The organism is Flavobacterium sp. 38, assembly GCF_057799715.1.
The window spans coordinates 19,792-40,406 of sequence record NZ_JBYNWZ010000016.1; the positions used below are offsets into that span (position 1 = coordinate 19,792).

Genomic DNA, 20,615 nt, shown 5'->3' on the forward strand with positions numbered 1-20,615 from the left:
TTATATGTTTTTGGGATTTTTATAAAGTTGAAAAGAATGTTGTTTTATAATCCAACAAAATCATCGCTTTTTGGGAAAATGCTCAAAGCTTGAATTGCAATTTCTGGCGTTGGAGAAGCAAGCTTTCTTAATTTAGTGTCCATCCAAGCACCGTCAACGGTAATTGTTGCGCAAAGTGTATCATCTTCTCTTCTAAACTCATGAACGATAGACCAGCGAGAAGCATCGGCTTTCATTTTTGAAGTTTTGGTATGAATGAATATTTTATCTGAAAGTTTTAATTCTTTTCTGAAAACGCATTCTTCTCTAAACAAAACAGGGCCAAAACCTTGTGTCTGCATTACTTTTAAAGTTAAACCTAATTCTTCTAGAATTTCGATACGATGCTGTGCACCAAAATCGTAATAGGCACTGTGACGAACGTGAAAATTAGGATCAAGATCTGACCAGCGAAATGATATTTCTTTTGTAAATGAAGCCATTTTTAATATTGTATTTTATTGAAAACCGAAATTACGAATAAAAAATATACGATTAGCACAAAACTACTATGCGCGCATAATTTTTTTGTTTTCCGAAATACAAATAGATTGGCAAATAAACTATTTTGAAAGCAGTTTTTTGATTTCGTTTGCGATGTTGTCCAAGTTTCCTTCAGCATTTCCTACGGCAACATATTTTATAACTCCGTTTTGATCAATTAAAAAGTTTTTAGGAATTGCATTTTTGGCATATTGATTCCATATAATTTCATTTTGATCAATTCCGAAATTAAAATCTAAACCGTCTTTTTTTAATTTCGTTACTTTTTTAGCAACTTGAGCTTCAGTTTCTCCGCTTGAAATAGCTAAAAATACAAAATTATCATTTTTAAAAGGCTCTAAAATTTTTGATGGAATATCATAAAACTCTTGTAGACACGGCGCGCACCATGTTGCCCAGAAATTTACCAAAACCACTTTTCCTTTTAAATCAGAAAGTTTTACTTCTTTTCCGTCTACCAGTTTTAGAGTAAAATCTTTGGCTTGATCATCTATGTTTAAAAGAAATTGTTCTTCTTTTGGTTGAGGTTTTTGCTCTGTTGCAACAGCAGTATTTTTTTTGTCATTTTCAATTTTTTCTTGCTCCGTAAAAACTTCAATGACCATTATAAATTCTCTGTCGCCAATTTTATCGCCAAATTTTTGAGCCAATTTATCGCGTTCTTCTTGGCTAACGCCTTTGTTCATTGATTTGACATAACCCTCATTGCCATATTTCATAACTTGATCCATTGTGGCAATTTCGTTGTTGATGATAATAACAGTTTCAGGTTTTTTTGCGACTCCGTTTTGTGCATAAAAAAGTTGCGTTGCGAATAGAATCGCAAGAGAAATGATTTTTTTCATGTGATTGATTTTTGATTGTTTAATGATTGATGATGATTGTAAAGATATGTAATTAAGTTTTCATAGTTTCATTTTAGATGTTTATGTACGAATGAATATTTTATTTGAAAGTTTTATTCTTTTCTGATTTACTGAATAGTTAATTTTGAAGTTACTTCGTTATGCTGAGAAATGTTCAATAAATAATTACCAATACTTTCTGTTTCATTTATTGTTAAGCTAGAATTAAAATATTGGATATACGGGATTAATTCGTTAATTCCGAGTATTTTAGTATATTGAAATTGTTCCTTTGGAGTATTGTTTATGAAAACGATTATATTTTTTATGGGAATTTTTCTGTTTCCCCAATGTTGTCTAGCAAAATTCCAATTGTATTTTTTTGCATTATTATCTAAGAGTTTAAATAAAGCATAATTAGTTCTGAGAATTTGTTGAACCGGAGAGCGCAAGTCTAAATTATCAAGGGATCGATTGCTCCAATTTTTCGTTTCAATTATAAAAATGCCAGCTTGAGAAATTAAGAGATGATCAATTTGAATAGATTTTATAAAATCACCATTGCTCTGCTTAATTGGATTTTCGAAACTATAACAGAAATTGTTTATTAAAATATAATCATCAGAAAGTTTCTTTAATTCATTTTTTACTTTTTGTTCACCAATTGCTCCGTAGATTGTATTGTTAAGTGCAGTTATGATTCTTTTTTTTAATTCAAATTTTTGTAAATCTACAAAGCTGCTATTCGCTACAGCATCTTGAAAATTTGTAGAAATATATAGAAAACGCTTATTCTTTTTTGAAATTAATCTTTTAGCTGAATGCTTAAAGAAAATAATTCTAATAGGAAATGCGAATTGTACAAACCAAAACTCTAGATGAATTATAAGATTTATCCAATAATCTTTTATTGTAGCAATGATTTTAGAATTGGTTTCAGGCAAATCTTCAATTTCTTGATTTAGATCATTTAGCTTTTGTCTCAATTCATTCTTTAAATCAATTATTTTTTGAGGCACAAGACTATTTAATTCAGAAATTTCATTCTCAAGAAATATCTTTTCATCTTGTATTGATTTGTTGTGATCTGAAATAATTTTTTGTTCGGTGATGTGAAAGTTTTTTTGAAAATCAATAAGTTCATTTATTGAAGAAAATTCATCGATATTATTTCTGAATAATTCAAGTTGTATGGTATTCAGACATCCAATTGTATTATAAAATTTACACATAATCTTATACCTCTTTATAATTTCATTTTAGATAATTCAACTTCCAGTTTATCAAAGTTTTCCTCATTTTTATCTACAACATAAGGTTTCAATTTCTGGCATTCTTCCTCAGTTTCAAAAAGCATCTTAAAAACCACTTTGGTCTGATTTTCGGCGACGATTTCAAAAGTGGTTAAGATTTGAAAAAGCGGTTTTGAATGACGTTTCCAAGCAATAAGATTTGGTCTTTCTATTTTGATGAATTCAACATCATTTTCATAATTTCCTTTTTCGGGACCGTGCATAGTAAAAGTCCATTTTCCGCCTTCGCGAAAGTCAAACACATGAAAAGTATTGGTAAAGCCTTTTGGTCCCCACCAATTTTTTAAATGTTCGGGCATGCTCCAGGCTTTAAAAACAAGTTCTTGTGGGAAATTTAAAACCCGAGTAGTTACGATTTCTGAATCTGGCGTTGTAGTAAGAATAGCTGAAGTCATTTTTCTTGGTTTTGATTGAAATTCAGTTGAATAAGTAAAATTACATTCTTTTTCGGTTAGTTGGAATTATCTTTTATTTGCTTTTTCTCTTCAATTTCATTTATTTTTTTCACGATAAAAGGCAATGTTAATCCTTGTCCGATTAAAGTTAGCAGTACTACTGCAACAGAAATAAATATTATGGCATTTCTGAGCGGAAAAGGAGTTCCGTCTTCGAGAAATCTTGGAAGTCCGATCGCGATAGCCAAAGATACAATGCCTCGCATTCCAGACCAGCTAATAATTAAGCTGTTTCCAAAATCAAGAAGGGCATGTTCGCTTACTCTTCTTTTTCCTTTTTTAGTGCTTTGAAAGGCTTTTTGCAAATTTATTTTTTGCAGATAAACTCTGACCATTCTGATTAAAAGCGCAACAATGGTAATTATGAGTGCATAACCAATATAAGGAAGAATCATGTCGTTGTCGATATCTTTTAGAATGTAGCGAAAGTTGAGTCCAATTAAGATAAAGATTAATCCGTTTAATAGAAAAACGATAACATCCCAAAGCCCTTTGGATTGGTTTTTAAGGCTTTCTGGGAATATTTTTTTGCTGAATCGAGAAATCGCCAATCCTAATATTACGACAGCAATTACACCCGAAACATGAAGATGTTCTGCAATAAGATAAGTTACAAAAGGCATTAAAAGCATGAAACTAATAGTAACTTCTGGCTTGTTTTTTACTCGTGCTAAAATAAAAGACAGGATTTTTGACATTACAAATCCGACAAGGAATCCGCCACCAAGTAATAACACAAATTCTAAAGCCGCTTTCCAAATTATAAAAGCTGCGCCCATTACAGCGGCAACCGCAAATCGATAGGCAACTAAAGCAGACGCATCATTGATAAGACTTTCTCCTTCGAGAATAGTTATTGTTTTATGAGATATTTTGAGTCCTTTGGTAATACTTATGGCAGCAACAGCATCGGTTGCTGAAAGTATTGAACCTAAAACGAAAGCTAGTGGCCAGGTCATTTCAGGAATTAAATAATAGGCCGCTACCGCTATACCAACCGTTGTTAGGAAAACAAGCCAAATGGCCAATGTAGTGATGGTATGAAGATTTGTTTTGAAATCTTTTGATGAAATATTAAACGAAGCATCATACAATAAAGGAGGCAGAAAAAGCAGGAAAATAATTTCGGGATTTATTTCGATTTCTGCCATAGTTGGGATAAAACCAATTTCGACACCAACAATAACCAAAAGAATAGGATAGGGGAGTTTTAGCTTGTCTGCAAATGCAGATAGGCCTATTACGACAGTTAGAATAAAAATGATGATGCTGTAGTTTTCCATTATTTAGACTTTTATTATATGAAAAGCTTTTAATTTGTTTGTATTTGCTAATGTTTCTTAGGTTGTTTACTATTTATCAAACATTTTGTCTGTTGCGTGTTGTATTATAAAGTATTTCGTAAGGGACTCATCGTCTTTTTTCATTTCTAAGATGTCAAGAAAATATCCGTTTTTATCTCTACCAGAACCCATTGTCCCAATTGAGCCACCTAAAATATATTTTATCAAAGTTTGTCCATCTATTGGACTAAGCACAAAACAGGGACGTTCTGTAGTCCCATCTCCGCTCCACATTATTGAATTGATAATTTTTATTGTTTTTTCTTTGTGGATTAAAACATCTGTTTTATTTAGTTTCATGTAAGCAAATCCTTTTTCCATAAGCGCAGTAAAGTCTAAAGGATTTGTTTTTAAGAGTTTATCACATTTAATTACAGCTTTCTCATATTGTTTATCGGAAATAAGACCTAAAATTTCTCTTTCCTTATAAATTGTTTCATATGGCTTGTAATTTTTGTTATCTGTAAAACCAATTTGTAAGGCAAGAATATCTTTGTTTGTCAAAGTGCTGTCATTGGCATTAAATCTTTCTAATAACTTAGGATAATAGTACTCGCTACTTTTGTCTTTACTTTTTTTTAGTAAATCTTTAAAGTCGTTGTGATAGTCAAAGTCCTGCCCAAAAGAAGAATTTGTTATAATCAATGAAAAAAAAGCCATTAGAATTCTCAAAAGCCCTTTATAATTTATTGGCATAATTTCTTAAGTTTCGTTATCTAAAGTTGTTGTCCAAATACAAACATTCACTTTTATCTCAGCTCGTCCTTCGATGGAGCAAAGTTTGTGTTTGTTTTAAAATCAAATATATGTTTATTTATTATTACTAAATTATATGGACTTTAATTTGTTGGGTATTTTCGTAATAAAGTGATTTTTTAATGTTCTTATGAAAATGATTACCCTAGCCCTGATGGGAGCGGCATCCTTTTTCCTGCTCCTTTAGCAGGGAAAAGATATAGCGTACAGCAGGAATCAGCTCCTAAAATGACAGCTAAAGTACTGATATGCCATACCTGACAGGTCTTAAAAATGTCATGTTGTCAGATGGTTTTGAGTGCTCAGACAGTAAAACTGACAAATTCTATTGGTTTTTTATATTGGCACAAAGATTGACTTATGCCACCTGAGTTATTAAATTTAAATCAAAATTAAATATATAAAAAATGGGTAAAATAATCGGAATTGACTTAGGTACGACGAACTCTTGTGTTTCTGTAATGGAAGGTAACGAAGCAGTTGTTATCCCTAACGCAGAAGGAAAAAGAACTACACCATCTATCATCGCTTTTGTTGAAGGTGGAGAAATTAAAGTAGGTGATCCTGCAAAAAGACAAGCAGTAACTAACCCTACAAAAACGATTGCTTCTATTAAACGTTTTATGGGACACACTTTTGCTGAAACTCAAGAAGAAGCAAAAAGAGTTCCTTACAGTGTTGTAAAAGGTGACAACAATACTCCACGTGTGGATATTGACGGTCGTTTATACACTGCTCAAGAATTGTCTGCAATGACACTTCAAAAAATGAAAAAAACTGCTGAAGACTATTTAGGTCAAACAGTAACTGAGGCAGTTATTACAGTTCCTGCATACTTTAACGATGCTCAGCGTCAAGCTACTAAAGAAGCTGGAGAAATCGCTGGTCTTAAAGTTATGCGTATCATCAATGAGCCAACTGCTGCGGCACTTGCTTACGGATTAGATAAAAAAGGAAATGATCAAAAAATTGCTGTTTACGATTTAGGAGGAGGTACTTTTGATATCTCTGTTCTTGAATTAGGAGACGGTGTATTTGAAGTATTATCTACAAATGGTGATACTCACTTAGGAGGTGATGATTTTGACCAAGTTATTATTGACTGGTTAGCTGACGAATTCAAAACTGAAGAAGGTATTGACTTACGTTTAGATCCAATGTCATTACAGCGTTTGAAAGAAGCTGCTGAGAAAGCTAAGATTGAATTATCTTCTTCTGCAGAAACTGAAATCAACTTACCATACGTAACGGCTACTGCTTCTGGACCAAAACACTTAGTAAAAAAATTATCTAGAGCTAAATTTGAGCAATTATCAGATTCTTTAGTAAAACGTTCTATGGAGCCAGTTGCTAAAGCATTAAAAGATGCAGGTTTATCTACATCTGATATCGACGAAGTAATCCTTGTAGGAGGTTCTACTCGTATGCCAAGAATCGCTGACGAAGTAGAGAAATTTTTCGGTAAAAAAGCTTCTAAAGGTGTTAACCCTGATGAGGTTGTGGCTATTGGAGCTGCTATTCAAGGTGGAGTTTTATCTGGAGATGTAAAAGATGTATTGTTACTTGACGTAACACCTCTTTCTTTAGGTATCGAAACTATGGGTGGTGTATTGACTAAATTAATCGAGTCTAACACAACTATCCCAACTAAAAAATCTCAAGTATTCTCTACTGCTGCAGATTCTCAACCATCTGTTGAAATCCACGTATTACAAGGAGAAAGAGCAATGGCTGCTGATAACAAAACTATCGGTCGTTTCCACTTAGATGGTATTCCACCAGCACCAAGAGGAGTTCCTCAAATCGAAGTTACTTTCGATATTGATGCTAACGGTATTATCAAAGTTTCTGCAACTGACAAAGGAACTGGAAAATCTCACGATATCCGTATCGAAGCTTCTTCTGGTTTAACAGCTGAAGAAATCGAAAAAATGAAAAAAGATGCTGAAGCTAATGCTGATGCTGATAGAATCGCTAAAGAAAGAGCTGAGAAATTGAACGAAGCTGACAGTACTATCTTCCAAACTGAATCTCAATTGAAAGAGTTAGGAGATAAATTGACAGACGATCAAAAAACAGCTATCGAATACGCTTTAACTGAATTGAGAATGGCTCACCAATCTCAAGATCTTGACGCAATCCAAAAAGGATTAGACAATGTAAATGCAGCTTGGAAAACAGCTACAGAAGCAATGTACGCTCAAGGTGGTGAAGGACAGCAAGCTGCTCCACAACAAGAGCAGTCTTCTGGAGATAACGTGGAAGACGTTGAATTCGAAGAGGTTAAGTAATTCTTTAGTGCTAAGCAATTAGTACAAAAATATTAAGATAGAAACCGAGTCAGAAATGACTCGGTTTTTTTGTGCTAATTTTTTATATCAATTAGACCTAATACTATTTAATTTTTTGAAATGAGGTTTTCCGTATGTTTTTTAAAGTTTTTACTATTTATTTTGTCGCAACTAAAATCAAAAATAAAACCTATGAAAAAACTATTAAGTATTGGATTATTATCCTTATCAGTATTGTTTGCAAGTTGCAGTAGTGATGAAAGTGAAGAAAACAGCTTGGATGGCTCAGTTACAGCTACAATAAATGGCAATGCATGGAAAGCTACAAAAATTACCAGCGTTACTTTAATAAAAGTTTCAGGGAAAGATGGCGGTCAGCGTTTTGATATAAATGTTGAAGATAAGTCGCAAATGATTCTATTAGCCTGCGAAAGTGAATTAACAACAAAAGATGCTATGCCTCTCAAAGAATATACTTTTACAGATGAGGATAATGATGTTGATACTCCAATAGTAAATAGTGATGCATTATTTCTAAATTATTATTTAGTAGACGGAAATTCTTATGGTGAGCATTTTCCTAAAACAGGAAAAATAACAATTACAGCTATGGATCCTGAGAAGAAAACAGTTTCTGGTACATTTAGTTTTAAAGCAGAGAAAGTAGGTGCTTTGCAAACTAAAATTGTAACCCCAGAAGTTTTCGAAGTTACAAACGGAGTTTTTAAAAATTTGCCTTATACTGTTTATGCACAATAAATAACAGAAAAATTTTACAGTAAACCGAGTCAGAAATGACTCGGTTTTTTTATGCCAATTATTTTAATGTAGAGACGCACGGCAGTGCGTCTAACGTCAGTTTTTCCACAAACTGACAATTGTCATTTCTTGTTCAAATTCTTTTTCGTAATATTACTATTGTAAATTTCCATGAATGAGAAAGATCAAATATAAGAAAGGGCGCAAGCTGCAACCCATTACTTTAGAGTATACTGGCACGCACAAAGATCACGAAACTGAGATGCAACTTTTTGTCTATAATGACGAAGATATTGTCGAATACGATAAGTTTACAGTTTTGGCTTTAAATTCTTGTTTTGATTATACTAAAAACAATTGGCTTAACATTCATGGGCTTCACGATATCAATCTTCTTAAAACGATCGGTGCACATTTTAAATTAGATGATTTTCTTCTTGCCGATATTTTAAACACCACCAAAAGAACCAAATTAGAAGAACAGCACGATGTTTTGTTCTTCAATATAAAGTCGCTTCTTCCTTCTGAATATTCAGATAATATTAGTGTAGAACAATTAAGCTTTATTTTGAAAGATGGAATCTTAATTTCCTTTCAAGAAAAACGAAGCGATTTCTTTACGCACATTCGGGAGCGTTTGCGTACGCATGCAGGAATTGTCAGAACCAAAAAGGTAGATTATCTTTTGTATTTGCTTTTGGATGCTGTAATGGAAAATTTCTACATCACGTTGGAAGATGAAGAAGATAAAGTAGAAGAATTGATTAATCTGACTAAACAAGGTGCCAAGCCTGTTATTTTAGAAAAAATTGAAAATCACCGAGATAATCTAAATTTTCTAAAACGTTCCATTGTGCCACTTCGAGACTCGCTTTATTATTTGAAAACGAAAAAAGATGACGACGAAGATAATGGGCTAATCCAGAAAGAAACATTCAATTTCTTTATTAGGTTGCATCAAAAAAGTCTCGAACTTTTGGATCAGATCGAATCAGATATGAGCGCATTAGAAAGCGCTTCTAATTTTTATTTTTCGGAGCAAAGTCGAAAAATGAATGAAATCATGAAAACGCTGACTATTATTTCGGCAATATTTATTCCGCTTACTTTTATTGTGGGAGTGTACGGAATGAACTTTGAGAATATGCCAGAACTTAAAACACAGAATGGCTATTTTGTAGTTATGGGTGTCATGTTTTTGTTGGTAATAGGACTAATCATCTATTTTAAAAAACGACGCTGGTTTTAGCACTGTTTTGCAGTTTTAGAATTTGATTTTTTTAAATTTGTTATTTAGAATAAATATAAATAATTATGAGTAAAGCAATATATATAGCCACTAGTGATCACAATAGCGGTAAATCGATTATTACGCTCGGTTTAATGAGTATCTTAATTGGTAAAACAGCCAAAGTAGGGTATTTTAGGCCTATTATCGAAGACTTTGTTGATGGTGAGGTAGACAATCATATCGAAACGGTTTTGTCGTATTTTAATCTTGATATTAAGTTTGAAGATGCCTATGCAATTACCAAAAGCAGACTGATCAAGAAAAAGAACAAAGGTAAAATAGGAGAGGTTCTCGATTTAATTATTGAAAAATATAAAAAACTAGAGGAACGCTTCGATTTTGTTTTGGTTGAAGGAACAAGTTTTACGGGAGAAGGAACTTCCATCGAATTAGATTTGAACGTTTTAATTGCTAAAAATCTCGGAATTCCGACCATAATTGTAGGTTCAGGAGTTGGTAAAACCTTAGAAGAACTTTTAGACAGTTTGTATTTGGTTTACGATTCTTTCAAAGTAAAAGAGGTTGAAGTTTTATCGGTTTTTGCCAATAAAGTGCAACCAGAAAATATTGAGCTGGTTACAAATAGCTTGCAAAAAAGTCTGCCATCCAATGTATTGATCAATACAATTCCGCTTATTTCTAGTTTGAACAATCCGACCATGCAAGAAATTGTAAACGAATTGCATGCTAAAGTTTTGTTTGGAGAAAATTATCTGAATAATGAAATCGGACACTACAGCGTTGGAGCAATGCAATTGCATAATTATTTGGTGCATTTGCATGACAATGCTTTAGTGATAACTCCAGGAGACCGTTCAGATATTATTTTGGGAGCTTTACAAGCCAATGAATCGGCTAATTATCCAACCATTTCTGGGATTATCCTAACGGGAAATATCGTTCCAGAAGAAAGCATTTTAAAGCTTATCGAAGGACTTTCAGCCATTGTGCCAATTATTGCTGTCGATGGCGGAACGTATCACATTACAAATAAAATTGGCTCTATCAAATCGGAGATTTATGCTAATAATACCCATAAAATTGAAACCTCAATAACAACCTTCGAAAAATACGTGGATAATGATGCCTTATCAGAAAGATTAATCACTTTCCAAGCAGAAGGTATGACGCCGAAAATGTTTCAATACAATATGGTTAAAAGGGCTAAACAGCATAGAAAGCATATTGTTCTTCCAGAAGGGAATGATGATCGAATTATCACGGCGGCATCGAGATTGCTTGATATGGATGTGGTGGACATTTCAATCATTGGAGACAAAAAACAAATTGAAAGTAAAGTTGTAGAATTAGGAATTACTCTTGATTTTTCTAAAGTAAATATCATTAATCCTAAAGAATCTGAACTTTATGAGGATTATGCCAATACGTATTACGAGCTTAGAAAAGCGAAAAACGTAAGTATCACAATGGCAAGAGATTTAATGGAAGATGTTTCCTATTTCGGAACGATGATGGTGTACAAAGGGCACGCAGACGGAATGGTTTCTGGCGCGGCGCACACTACACAACATACAATTTTACCAGCATTGCAATTCATTAAAACAAAACCAAATTCATCGGTAGTTTCTTCGGTGTTTTTTATGTGTTTAGAAGACAGAGTTTCTGTTTTTGGAGATTGCGCTATTAATCCGAACCCTACGGCAGAACAGTTGGCAGAAATTGCAATTTCTTCTGCAGAATCGAGTTTAGCATTCGGAATTGAACCAAAAATTGCCATGCTTTCGTATTCTTCTGGATCATCTGGAAAAGGAGATGAGGTAGATAAAGTAAGAACGGCAACTGCAATTGTAAAAGAAAAAAGGCCAGACTTAAAAATCGAAGGACCAATTCAGTACGATGCTGCTGTTGATTTAAGCGTCGGAAAAAGTAAAATGCCAGATTCAGAAGTCGCGGGACAAGCAAGCGTACTTATTTTCCCTGATTTAAATACAGGAAATAATACGTATAAAGCCGTTCAAAGAGAAACTGGAGCTTTAGCCATCGGACCAATGTTACAAGGCTTAAATAAACCTGTAAACGATTTAAGTCGCGGCTGTACTGTTGATGATATTATCAATACGGTAGTAATTACGGCTATTCAAGCTCAGGGAATGTAAATCAATTAAAAATTAGGAATTAAAAATTAAAAATTTTGCGTACGAATCTGCAAAATTTCAACTTTATAAAAAAAACTTTGTGACTTAGCGCCTTCGTGGCAAATACAAAAAAAATGAAAATACTAATTATAAACTCAGGAAGTTCTTCAATTAAATATCAATTAATGGTAATGCCAGAAAACGAAGTAATTTGTTCTGGAATGATTGACCGAATTGGTTTAGAAACTTCAAATATTACTTTTAAAACTGCTAATGCTTCATACGAAGAATTGCTTCCAATTCCGAGTCATAAAGTAGGCTTACAGAAAGTAGCCACTATGCTTTTGGATAACGAAAGAGGAGTAATTAAATCGACTTCAGAAATTACTGCTGTTGGACATCGTGTAGTACATGGCGGAAGCGATTTTAGCGATACGGTAAAAATCGATGATAAGGTAAAAGAAAAAATCAAACAGCTTTTTGAACTTGCGCCTTTGCATAATCCTGCCAATTTAGAGGGAATTAATGTGGCTGAGGAAATTTTTAGTTCTGCAGAACAAATTGCCGTTTTTGATACCGCTTTTCATCAGACAATGCCAGAGGTAGCGTATAAATATGCTATTCCGAATTATCTTTTGACTGAAAATAAAGTGCGTGTTTACGGTTTTCACGGAACGAGCCACAAATATGTTTCTGAAAAAGCGATTAGTTATTTAAAAGACAATTCGAAAATAATTACCATTCACTTAGGAAATGGCTGTAGTATGGCCGCCGTTAAAGACGGAAAATGTATTGATACCTCGATGGGGTTTTCGCCTTCAAATGGTTTAATTATGGGAACTCGCGCGGGTGATATTGATCAGTCTGTTATTTTTTATATGATTAAAAATTTAGGATATACTCCAGATGAAGTAAATGCCGTTTTATTGAAGCAAAGTGGTATGCTTGGTCTTACAGGTTACAGCGACTTACGCGATATTGAAGCAGAGGCCGAAAAAGGAAATAGAGACTGCCAGTTGGCGTTACAAATGAATGCTTACAGAATTAGAAAAACTATTGGTGCTTATGCGGCTGCTTTAAACGGATTGGATGCCATTATTTTTACCGCGGGAATCGGAGAAAATTCGTCTTTCATGCGTAACTTGATTTGTACTGATATGGATTATTACGGAATCGAAATTGATGCTGAAAAAAATAAAATCCGTTCTAAAGAATTGAGAGAAATCAATACAGAAAATTCTATTGTAAAAGTCCTAGTTGTTCCTACAGATGAGGAATATGAAATTGCAAATCAAGTTTATCATTTACTTGAAAATTAAAAATGACATTTTGTTTTATAAAGCTTCTCATTCGAGAGGCTTTTTTTACGCCTTAAAATTAAATATTTGTGAGTATCTTTGGGTTTAAAAACGAATATCTTGAAATCGATACTTTTTAAATCAGTTTTCTTCTTTTTCATCGCTTTACAACTCCAAGCACAAGAATTACTTCCATTTGTCGAAAATTACAGCAAATCAGATTATCAGGGAGATAATCAGATCTGGAATGTAGCTCAGGGAAATGATAATGCCATGTATTTTGCCAATAATCATTACCTGCTTCGCTACGACGGAGTAAAATGGGAAAAATATACACTTCCAAACAAAACCATCATTCGCTCTATTCTAATTGAAGGCGATAAAATCTATTCTGGTTCTTATAAAGAATTTGGCTATTGGTACAGAAAAGACGGAACGATGCATTACATTTCTATTACCAAAAATCTAAGATTATTTGATGAAAAGGACAACGAAGAAATTTGGAAAATATTCCGATTTAATGGTTCGCTTTATTTTCAATCTTTTAATGACGTTTTTATTTATAGCGGAAAAACAATTAAGAAAATTAAATTTCCTTTTCTTATATCGTATTGTTTCGGTGTAGATAAAGATTTATATGTTGCTTCTGTTAGAGACGGAATTTTTAAAATGAATGGTAAATATATTGCCAATCCAAAAGGATGGACTGTTTTAAAAAATACGGTTGTTCATGCTATAGAAAAGTATCAAAACAAGACTTACATCTTCACACAGAAAAAAGGTGTTTTCACTATAGAAAAAGATGGATTAAAAAGCTGGGATAATCCAATAAACGAAACTTTAAAATCAGCTACAGTAAATGTGGCAAAATTTATAAAGAACGAAAAACTAATTATCGGAACTGGAAACCGCGGAATTTTCATTTTAGATTTAAAAACCAATTCATTTAAAAATATCGAACGTGATAATGTTTTAATGAATAATTCTGTCTTAAGCATAGGTTTGGATAAAGAAAACGATTTGTGGGTTGGTCTTGATAATGGTATTGCACATGTTGAGGTTAATTCGCCAATTTCATTCTTTTATGACAATTCTGGACTTTTAGGATCTGTTTATGCTGTGGCTTCTATCAATAAAGGTTACTTAATTGCTTCAAATCACGGAATTTTTGAGTATAGTGCAGGAAAATTTAATATGATGCCTAATACGCAAGGGCAGGGCTGGAATATTTCTTCTATTGACGGAAAATATATTATTGGTCATAACGATGGTACTTTTTCGTATGAAAATAATACTTTAAATAAGATTAATGGTGTCAGCGGAGGTTGGAATATGGCTAAAAGCAGCATCAATAATACTTATTTTCAGTCCACTTACAGCGGTATTTTGGTTTATGATGATCCTTCCAATATGTCACATTATAAAATCATAAAAGATCTAGCCAAACCTATAAAATATGTTGCTCAAAACAAAAAAAATGAAATCTGGGCTGCCGATAACTATCGTGGTCTGTATCGTGTTTTGCTGGACGATAATTATAATACGCTAAAAGTTGAAAATGTTACGCAGCAGAGCAAAATAATCAATGATTTTGGAATTAAGATTTTTGAATTTAGAAAAGAAATCCTTTTTCTCATTAATAATACTTGGTACACCTACAATTCTATAGCTGGTAAATTGGAAGAAAATGAATTGTTTAATGCTAATTTCAAAAACGTAACAGATGTTGTTTCTATAGACGAAGATCATTTTATGGTTCTGCAAAACGGAATCCTATATCATATTTATGCAGAAGGAAACAAATTTGTGTGGAATATAATTCAAGAGAAATATTATAAAGGAAAATTGATTAACGAGAATCTAAGAATTTTCAAAAAAGACAATTATTATCTATTTAATCTAGATGACGGATTTATTTCGCTTAAACTCGAATATGAAAATAAACAAAATTCTGGAGTCAAGATTGAAGCATTTAGTAATGATAATTTGATTGCGAGTGAAGAGAAAATTAAATTCAATACCGAATTAAAGATTAATGTCATTTCTGGAATTTACGGAGCGAGCAGACCAAATCTATTTTATAAACTCGATAAAGAAAAAGAATTTATTCCAATTTCTGACGGATTGATCGTTTTGAACAATTTAAGCAGCGGTTATCATACGGTAGAAATCTTCAAACACGATGGAGCAACTTATGATAAAGTTTCTTCATATAAGTTTAAAGTTGCAGAACCGTGGTATTTTTCTTTTTGGATGATTCTGCTGTATCTTCTTGTTGTTGGAGCTATTTTATTCTTCTATTATAAATGGAATAAGCTTCGTTATATGCAAAAACTAAAATTGCAAGGTGAAGAATTAAAGCATCAGAGAGAAATTCTCGAAATGGAGCTGAAGAAAGAAAACGAACTTAATATTCAAGAATACGAAAAACATATTTTAGAATTAGAACTACAGGCAAAATCTTCTGAAGTAGCCGGCAAATCGTTATCAATCGCAAAACAAACAGAAATGATTGATAAAATTCAAGGTATTTTAGAAACTGAGAAAGATTTTAGCAAGCTTAAAAACGAAATTAGAAAAGCAATTAAGATTAATGAAGTGAATAAACACGAATGGGAAACATTTGAAACTAATTTGAATCAAATTCATAACGAGTTTATCATTAATCTTTCTAAAAAATATCCACATCTAACTCCAAAGGATATTAAACTATGTGTTTATCTTAAAATGAACCTTTCTTCTAAAGAAATTGCTCCTATGATGAATATTTCTTTTAGAGGCGTAGAATTGCATAGATATCGCCTTAGAAAGAAACTAGACCTCACTCAAGACGAAAACCTGTCAAAGTTTTTATTAAGTCTGTAAGATTTGATTTTATTTTTTACAGATTTTATATTTTTCGACATCATTTATTATATAATTGAAATACATCATTACTACATCATAACGATATGTTAAAGGATTTTTGTTAACATTTATTGAGTTGATAATCATTATAATAACGTTAAATTTTAACACAATGATGTAGCTATGCTGTAGTGGTAATTGATGTACTACAACGTTGTAATTGCTTAATTTGGCTCTACTAACTTAAACGATTACGTACTGTATGAAAAATTTTATTTTTAGCTTTTTAGCACTCTTGCTGCTGCCTACATATATGATGGGGCAAGTGCAAGCAATCAAAGGAAAAGTAGTTGACAGTAATGGAATGGGAGTTCCAGGAGCAATAATCGCTTCAGCTGACGCTAGGGCAACTGCAGACGCAGATTTCGACGGAAACTTTACAATTAATGCAAAACCAGGAGACATCTTAAAAGTTTCTATGTTAGGTTTTGATTCGGTTTCTGTTCCGGCTACTGCCGCACCAATGACTATTACTTTAAAAGAATCAGGCGACACAGCCTTAAAAGAAGTAGTTGTAATTGGGTACGGTACAAGAAAGAAAATTGATAATACTTCGGCGGTAAGCTCAATTAAGTCCGAAGAAATTACCAAAATGAAAGTAATAAATGCTTCGCAAGCAATACAAGGTAAAGCTGCGGGTGTTCAAGTTGCTACTTCAGACGCGCCAGGTAGTACTCCGTCTATTGTGATTAGAGGGGTTGGTACCGCATTGGGAGGAAGAAATCCACTATATGTTGTGGATGGTATGCCTACTGACAACATTAACAATATCAACTCAAATGATATTACTTCTTATGAAGTTTTAAAAGACGCTTCTGCTCTTGCCATCTATGGTACTAGAGGTGCGAATGGTGTAATCATGATTACTACTAAGACAGGTAAAGGAAAACTTACTGTAGATATTGAAAGTTATGCTGGTTTTAGATCGCCTCTAAAGAAAGTAAGAATGGCAAATGCTGATCAATATATTCAGTATAATAATGCAGCTTTTATTAGTCAGTTTCCTGGCGGAAGATTTTCTGCAAACCAGCCATATAACACAAATTGGTTTGATGAGATAACGCAAACAGGCGTTTATACACAAAACAATATATCTCTTTCTGGATCTTCAGAGAATATTAAATACTTCTTTAGTGTTGGTAATTACGAAGAAGAAGGTATCTTAAAAGGTACAGAATATGGTCGTACTACTTTCAGAAGTAATAATGAGTACAAAATTTCTGAGAAACTTAAAATTAGCCAAAATTTTAGTGTTAGTTCTATCAAAAATAGACCACAACCAATGTCAGCATTTACATCGGCTTACAGACAATCTCCTTTAGTTCCAGTACGTTATGCTGACGGGAAATATGGTGTGCCATTTGTTTTAAATGGAGTTGTTGGCGAAACAGGAGATTCTTTTAACTCCGTTGGTAACCCTATAGTTGCTTTAGATTATAATGATGAGGAGCAAAAAACTGTTATGATTCAAGGCGGATTGCGACTAGATTGGGATATAATGAAATCATTGAAATTTACGTCACAATTTAATGGAGAATATTTCACTTACAAGCAATACAACTTTGTAGATAATTTGGGCCTTTGGTTAGCGGCTGATCCATCAAGAGTTGAAGCTAGTTATGATAAAAAGAGTTTGAACACAAACACTTTAACAAGAAATACAGATGATTATTTCAACTGGAATTTATCTAACTATTTTACTTACAATAAAGTTTTTGGAGAGATTCACGATGTCGAAGTTACTGCGGGTATTGAAGCAAACGTAATCGGTACTAGATCAAAAACTACTGCATCTGTGAAAAATGTTAACCCAAATAGTAATTTCTGGGGACTTGATGGTGTTCTCTATGCACAAAATGGTGGTGTAACTAATTATACAGCTGTTAATGACAACGAAGCTAGACTAGCGTCTTATTTTGGTCGTGTTCAATATAAATTAATGGACAGATACTTATTGACAGGTACTGTAAGACGTGACGGATCTTCTAACTATTCTAGTGATTACCGTTGGGGAACATTCCCATCAGTTGGTCTTGGATGGATTGTAACTAAAGAAAACTTCTTGTCAGATATTAAAGGTTTAGATTTATTAAAGCTTAGAGGTTCTTGGGGTAAATTAGGAAACCAAAAAGTGCCATTAAACATCCAGTCATTCACATCTGGAGTAGATTATAATGGTGGTTCTGGAACAACTATTAATTCGCAAATTGACCCTAGCTTAGGATGGGAAATTGTTGAAGAAGCTTCTGCAGGTTTAGATGTTGAGTTGTTTAATAGCAGACTGAAAGGATCATTTGATGTTTACAGTAAAAACACAAATAATGCAATTTTAAATGTTAAGCCATATTCAACTTCAGGAATCACTCTAGAATCTCCGACACATGTAGGAGAAGTAACTAATAAAGGTTACGAAATTGCTCTACGTTGGGATGATAAAATTACTGATAACTTAAGCTATTGGGTAGGCGGAAACTTCTCACATAACAAAAATGAATTAGCTAGTATGAAGAATGTTCGAATTGCAACAGTAAACGGCGGTTCATTAGGTAATGGTGAGACTACAAAAATTTTAGATAATACTTCAGTTGGTCATCCTCTTGGAAGTTTTTATATGTACGAATATGCGGGTGTTGATCCTGCCAATGGGAAAATGTTGTACTACAATGCGAATGGAGATAAAGTTCCTCAAGGTAGTTTAGATTTAGACAAAAACAGAGATAGAAAATATGTAGGATCAGTTTTACCTACCTCTACTTATGGAGTTACTCTAGGATTAAATTATAAGAATATTGACTTCTCTGTAGATGGATACGGTACAGGAGGAGCGAAAGTGTATAACGGAAAAAAAGCACAACGTTTTTATGGAGAAAATGTAGAAACTTCTTTATTAAATGACATGTGGACAACACCAGGTCAAGTAGCTTCAAATCCAGCTCCATTTAATCAGGTTCCAGTTGCGTCAACTTATTATTTAGAATCAGGAGATTTCTTTAGAATTAATAATATCACTTTAGGATATAAACTTCCATTAAGAGAAGAAGGTTTTATTAATTATTGCAGAATTTATGTAAATGCTATGAATCCTTTTATTACTCAAAAATATTCAGGATTCTCACCTGAAGTTTTAGGAGATGGACAATTGGTTACAGGTACTCAGGGAGTTGAGTTAGATGCTTACCCAGCGTTAAAAACATTTGTAGTTGGTGCAAACTTAAAATTTTAATATCATGAAACGATTATATATATCACTTTTTATACTTTCTGGATTATTTGTATCTGGATGTTCGGATGAATTCTTAGAAGTAGATCAAACAAAAAATATACCCGCAGATCCTGCTTTAGTTGATAGCGATGCAGGTGCAACATCAATGGTTGATGCAATTTACAATATATTTTTAAGTTGGGATATGTCTTCTTTTGCGTGGAATGGAGTTACTAGTATAATGACTGATGATGCAGACAAAGGATCAGATCCAGGAGATACTGGTACGGACAAAGATGTTTTGGATGCTTTGACTTTTAATGCTTCTACACCATCTTTTCAAAGCATCTGGAATTATAATTATGCAGGAATCAATAGAGCCAATCAGGCATTAGCTATGTTTCCAAAGCTTACACAGGTTTCACCGGCATTAAAAACCAGATTAGAAGGAGAAGCGAAGTTTTTAAGAGCTTTTATGTACTTTACTTTGCTTAAAGGATATGGAGGAGTGCCAATTGTAGATCGTTTACCAATTCCAGGAAATCAAAACGATATAGATATGCAGTTAATCCGTAAAAGTCCAGCTGAAGTTTATGCTTTTATCGAACAAGACTTAAATGAAGCTATAGAAAAATTACCATTAAAATCTTCTTACAGCGGAAGTGATGTAGCTCGTGCTTCTAAAGGAGCAGCATATGCACTGTTAGCGAAAGTTAATTTATATCAAAAAAACTGGCAGAAAGTAATTGACAACTGTGATAAGGTAACAGGTTACTCTTTAGTTTCAGATTATTCTTTACAATATAAAAAAGAAGGAGAGTTTGGTCCAGAATCAATTTTTGAAATCAATGGAATAGGAGGAACTGCTTCTCCAGGATTCGGAATTGGAAATTATACAGTTTCTCAAGCACCAAGAGGTTCTGGAGGATGGGGATGGGGTTTCAACACACCTTCTCAAGGACTTGCTGACGCTTATGAAGCTGGAGATGTAAGAAGAGCTGCAACAATTATTTTTAGAGGTACTACATTATATGATGGTACAGTTGTAGCATCAACAGTATCTAACCCGATGTATAATTATAAAGCTTATTCGTCAGCGTTTTACAATCAAGAATTTACAGATACAAATCTTAGATATTTAAGATATGCAGAGGTAATCTTGATGAAAGCCGAGGCGTTAAACGAATTAGGACAAACTGCAGCTGCGATTCCTTTAATCAATCAAATTAGACATAGAGCAGGTCTTGGTGATACGCCATTTACTTCTCAAACTGATGTTAGAAAAGCGATCTATAAAGAAAGAAGATTAGAAATGGCTTTTGAACATGACAGATGGTTTGATCTTGTAAGAACAGGACAGGCAGAAGCAGCATTAAAAGCTGATGTCAGTCCAACTTTCCCTAACGGAAAAACTTTTATAGTTGGTAAACACGAATTATATCCAATTCCGGCTACGGTTGTTCAAGAGTCAGGGGGAGTAACAGCTCAGAATCCTGGTTATTAATCAAAATCTTAA

14 protein-coding genes are annotated in these 20,615 nt (G+C 33.3%); 8 read left to right on the top strand and 6 right to left on the bottom strand.

Annotated elements, in window-relative coordinates:
- Positions 1-44: 44 nt before the first annotated feature.
- The 6 genes from AC3E9W_RS22280 to AC3E9W_RS22305 all read right to left on the bottom strand — a co-directional run bounded on the left by AC3E9W_RS22280 (position 45) and on the right by AC3E9W_RS22305 (position 5,195).
- Positions 45-482 (bottom strand): acyl-CoA thioesterase, encoded by a 438-nt coding sequence (locus tag AC3E9W_RS22280; protein ID WP_290969754.1) that lies wholly within the window; start codon positions 480-482, stop codon positions 45-47.
- Positions 483-602: 120 nt separating this feature from the next.
- On the bottom strand, positions 603-1,388 hold the full coding sequence (locus AC3E9W_RS22285; protein ID WP_488770102.1) for a TlpA disulfide reductase family protein: 786 nt from the start codon (positions 1,386-1,388) through the stop codon (positions 603-605).
- Between the two features lie 128 nt (positions 1,389-1,516).
- Positions 1,517-2,620, bottom strand: coding sequence for a nuclease-related domain-containing protein (locus AC3E9W_RS22290; protein WP_488770103.1), 1,104 nt, complete (start codon positions 2,618-2,620; stop codon positions 1,517-1,519).
- Positions 2,621-2,634: 14 nt separating this feature from the next.
- Complete coding sequence (locus AC3E9W_RS22295; protein ID WP_488770104.1) at positions 2,635-3,096, bottom strand: SRPBCC family protein; 462 nt, start codon at positions 3,094-3,096, stop codon at positions 2,635-2,637.
- A gap of 56 nt (positions 3,097-3,152) precedes the next feature.
- Complete coding sequence (locus AC3E9W_RS22300; protein ID WP_488770105.1) at positions 3,153-4,439, bottom strand: Na+/H+ antiporter; 1,287 nt, start codon at positions 4,437-4,439, stop codon at positions 3,153-3,155.
- A 69-nt stretch (positions 4,440-4,508) separates the two neighbouring features.
- On the bottom strand, positions 4,509-5,195 hold the full coding sequence (locus AC3E9W_RS22305; RefSeq protein ID WP_488770106.1) for a DUF4919 domain-containing protein: 687 nt from the start codon (positions 5,193-5,195) through the stop codon (positions 4,509-4,511).
- 467 nt (positions 5,196-5,662) lie between these two features.
- Here AC3E9W_RS22305 and dnaK point away from each other — a divergent pair, with 467 nt between their 5' ends.
- The 8 genes from dnaK (at position 5,663) to AC3E9W_RS22345 (ending at position 20,603) form a co-directional block, all read left to right on the top strand.
- Entirely contained in the window at positions 5,663-7,546 is a 1,884-nt protein-coding gene (gene dnaK / locus AC3E9W_RS22310; protein ID WP_248726323.1) for a molecular chaperone DnaK, read from the top strand.
- A gap of 192 nt (positions 7,547-7,738) precedes the next feature.
- Positions 7,739-8,305 carry a DUF6252 domain-containing protein gene (locus tag AC3E9W_RS22315; RefSeq protein WP_488770107.1) on the top strand — a complete coding sequence of 189 codons (567 nt, stop codon included), beginning with the start codon at positions 7,739-7,741 and terminating at the stop codon, positions 8,303-8,305.
- Positions 8,306-8,480: 175 nt separating this feature from the next.
- The gene (corA, locus tag AC3E9W_RS22320; RefSeq protein WP_306157570.1) at positions 8,481-9,554 is read left to right on the top strand and encodes a magnesium/cobalt transporter CorA; all 1,074 of its coding nucleotides are present in this window, start codon (positions 8,481-8,483) and stop codon (positions 9,552-9,554) included.
- Between the two features lie 65 nt (positions 9,555-9,619).
- Positions 9,620-11,713, top strand: a complete 2,094-nt coding sequence (gene pta / locus AC3E9W_RS22325) for a phosphate acetyltransferase (protein WP_488770108.1) — start codon at positions 9,620-9,622, stop codon at positions 11,711-11,713.
- Between the two features lie 113 nt (positions 11,714-11,826).
- Positions 11,827-13,011 carry an acetate/propionate family kinase gene (locus AC3E9W_RS22330; RefSeq protein ID WP_488770109.1) on the top strand — a complete coding sequence of 395 codons (1,185 nt, stop codon included), beginning with the start codon at positions 11,827-11,829 and terminating at the stop codon, positions 13,009-13,011.
- Positions 13,012-13,110: 99 nt separating this feature from the next.
- Positions 13,111-15,855: a helix-turn-helix and ligand-binding sensor domain-containing protein gene (locus tag AC3E9W_RS22335; RefSeq protein WP_488770110.1), complete on the top strand. Its 2,745-nt coding sequence runs from the start codon at positions 13,111-13,113 to the stop codon at positions 15,853-15,855.
- A gap of 244 nt (positions 15,856-16,099) precedes the next feature.
- The gene (locus AC3E9W_RS22340) at positions 16,100-19,120 is read left to right on the top strand and encodes a SusC/RagA family TonB-linked outer membrane protein (protein WP_488770111.1); all 3,021 of its coding nucleotides are present in this window, start codon (positions 16,100-16,102) and stop codon (positions 19,118-19,120) included.
- 4 nt (positions 19,121-19,124) lie between these two features.
- On the top strand, positions 19,125-20,603 hold the full coding sequence (locus tag AC3E9W_RS22345) for a RagB/SusD family nutrient uptake outer membrane protein (RefSeq protein ID WP_488770112.1): 1,479 nt from the start codon (positions 19,125-19,127) through the stop codon (positions 20,601-20,603).
- Positions 20,604-20,615: the final 12 nt, after the last annotated feature.